Genomic DNA, 3,208 nt, shown 5'->3' on the forward strand with positions numbered 1-3,208 from the left:
ATCGATCATGAGAACGATCAAGTGCCTTAAGAGCATTCGGTGGATGCCTTGGCGCTGAGAGGCGATGAAGGACGTGATACGCTGCGATAAGCCGTGGGGAGCTGCGAATGAGCTTTGATCCGCGGATTTCCGAATGGGGAAACCCACCTTCGATCTCTGTTATTCTAAGGATAGGCTTTCAGTCTGTCCTTAAGCTAACAGAGATCACAAGAAGGTATTGAACTCTGAATACATAGGGGTTCAAAGCTAACCCAGGGAACTGAAACATCTAAGTACCTGGAGGAAAGGACATCAACGAGACTCCGTTAGTAGTGGCGAGCGAACGCGGACCAGGCCAGTGCTCGATTGTGCGTTACCGGAAGTGGTTGGGAAACCACGCATCAATGGGTGATAGCCCCGTACGGATCTGCAATCAGTCGAGACATGAGTAAGGCGGGACACGTGAAATCCTGTCTGAACGTGGGGGGACCACCCTCCAAGCCTAAGTACTCCTCAGCGACCGATAGTGAACAAGTACCGTGAGGGAAAGGTGAAAAGCACCCCGACGAGGGGAGTGAAACAGCACCTGAAACCGAATGCTTACAAACAGTGGGAGCTCAAGGTTCGTCCTGGGTGACCGCGTACCTTTTGTATAATGGGTCAGCGACTTAGTCTGACGAGCAAGCTTAAGCCGCTAGGCGTAGGCGCAGCGAAAGCGAGTCTGAACAGGGCGTTCAGTTCGTCGGATTAGACCCGAAACCGGGTGATCTAGCCATGAGCAGGTTGAAGGTAAGGTAACACTTACTGGAGGACCGAACCGGTGCCTGTTGAAAAAGTCTCGGATGACTTGTGGCTAGGGGTGAAAGGCCAATCAAACTCGGAAATAGCTGGTTCTCCGCGAAAGCTATTTAGGTAGCGCCTCGCGTGAATACTCTCGGGGGTAGAGCACTGGATGGGTGCGGGGTACTTACCGTATTACCAAACCTAACCAAACTCCGAATACCGAGAAGTACTGCGCGGGAGACACACGGCGGGTGCTAACGTCCGTCGTGGAGAGGGAAACAACCCTGACTTACAGCTAAGGCCCCCAATTCGTGGCTAAGTGTGAAAGGATGTGGGAATCCCAAAACAACCAGGAGGTTGGCTTAGAAGCAGCCATCCTTTAAAGAAAGCGTAACAGCTCACTGGTCTAAACAAGGGTTCCTGCGCCGAAAATGTATCGGGGCTCAAGCCACGAGCCGAAGCTTAAGGTTTGCACTTTGTGCAAGCGGTAGCGGAGCGTTCCATAAGCCAACGAAGGGAGACCCGTGAGGGCTCCTGGAGGTATTGGAAGTGCGAATGCTGACATGAGTAACGACAAACAGTGTGAAAGACACTGTCGCCGAAAGTCCAAGGGTTCCTGCGTAAAGTTAATCTCCGCAGGGTTAGCCGGCCCCTAAGGCGAGGCCGAAAGGCGTAGTCGATGGGAATGAGGTGAATATTCCTCAGCCAGTTGGTAGTGACGGATCGCGTACGCTGTCAGGTCTTATTGGATTGACCTGGCTTCCAAGCGGTTCCTGGAAATAGCTCCAACATCAGACCGTACCCGAAACCGACACAGGTGGACTGGTAGAGTATACCAAGGCGCTTGAGAGAACTATGCTGAAGGAACTCGGCAATTTACCTCCGTAACTTCGGGATAAGGAGGCCCAGTGCTTAGGCAACTAGGCATTGGGGGCACAGACCAGGGGGTAGCGACTGTTTAACTAAAACACAGGGCTCTGCGAAATCGTAAGATGACGTATAGGGTCTGACGCCTGCCCGGTGCCGGAAGGTTAAAAGGAGGTGTGCAAGCACCGAATTGAAGCCCCGGTAAACGGCGGCCGTAACTATAACGGTCCTAAGGTAGCGAAATTCCTTGTCGGGTAAGTTCCGACCTGCACGAATGGCGTAACGACTTCCCCGCTGTCTCCAGCATAGACTCAGTGAAATTGAATTCCCCGTGAAGATGCGGGGTTCCTGCGGTCAGACGGAAAGACCCCGTGCACCTTTACTGCAGCTTTGCGCTGGCATTCGTGTCGGCATGTGTAGGATAGGTGGTAGACTTTGAAGCCGGGGCGCCAGCTCTGGTGGAGTCATCCTTGAAATACCACCCTTATCGTCATGGATGTCTAACCGCGACCCGTCATCCGGGTCCGAGACAGCGCATGGCAGGCAGTTTGACTGGGGCGGTCGCCTCCCAAAGAGTAACGGAGGCGTGCGAAGGTGGGCTCAGAGCGGTCGGAAATCGCTCGTTGAGTGCAATGGCATAAGCCTGCCTGACTGCGAGACTGACAAGTCGAGCAGAGTCGAAAGACGGCCATAGTGATCCGGTGGTCCCGCGTGGAAGGGCCATCGCTCAACGGATAAAAGGTACGCCGGGGATAACAGGCTGATGATTCCCAAGAGTCCATATCGACGGAATCGTTTGGCACCTCGATGTCGGCTCATCACATCCTGGGGCTGGAGAAGGTCCCAAGGGTTCGGCTGTTCGCCGATTAAAGTGGTACGTGAGCTGGGTTCAGAACGTCGTGAGACAGTTCGGTCCCTATCTGCCGTGGGTGTAGGAGAATTGAGAGGATCTGCCCTTAGTACGAGAGGACCGGGGTGGACGTACCTCTGGTGGACCTGTTGTGGCGCCAGCCGCAGTGCAGGGTAGCTATGTACGGTCGGGATAACCGCTGAATGCATCTAAGCGGGAAACCCACCTCAAAACGAGTTCTCCCTTGAGAGCCGTGGAAGACGACCACGTTGATAGGCCGGGTGTGTAAGCAGGGTAACCTGCTCAGCTTACCGGTACTAATTGCTCGATCGGCTTGATCGTTCTCATGATCAATGTCCGCGACACCAACACAAAACGCGACAAAAACGGCGCCAAAAGCGCCGCACGGAAAGACCATTGCTTGCCATATCCTTCGCCGGCCCGGTGGCTTGAGCGAGGAGCCAGAACCCGATCCCATCCCGAACTCGGCCGTTAAACTCCTCAGCGCTGATGGTACTGTGTCTCAAGACCCGGGAGAGTAGGTCGTTGCCGGGCCTGTCAAGGATATCCCTCTTCATATGACTTCCAGCGCGCGGCGCAGGGTGCCTCACCGCTCCCAGCGCCGCGTTGCCGTTTAAAACACAAATTATCGCGGGGTGGAGCAGCCCGGTAGCTCGTCAGGCTCATAACCTGAAGGTCGTCAGTTCAAATCTGGCCCCCGCAACCAAA

At 54.6% G+C, this 3,208-nt stretch carries 1 tRNA gene and 2 rRNA genes; all 3 read left to right on the forward strand.

Annotated features, from left to right (window positions below):
- The first annotated feature begins 15 nt into the window (after positions 1-15).
- A 23S ribosomal RNA gene (locus AC07O0_RS30265) occupies positions 16-2,821 on the forward strand.
- Positions 2,822-2,919: 98 nt separating this feature from the next.
- Positions 2,920-3,034 (forward strand): 5S ribosomal RNA (gene rrf, locus AC07O0_RS30270).
- A gap of 95 nt (positions 3,035-3,129) precedes the next feature.
- A tRNA-Met gene (locus AC07O0_RS30275) sits at positions 3,130-3,206 on the forward strand.
- Positions 3,207-3,208: the final 2 nt, after the last annotated feature.

The sequence above is a fragment of the Allobosea sp. GW821-FHT10B12 genome (assembly GCF_059415545.1).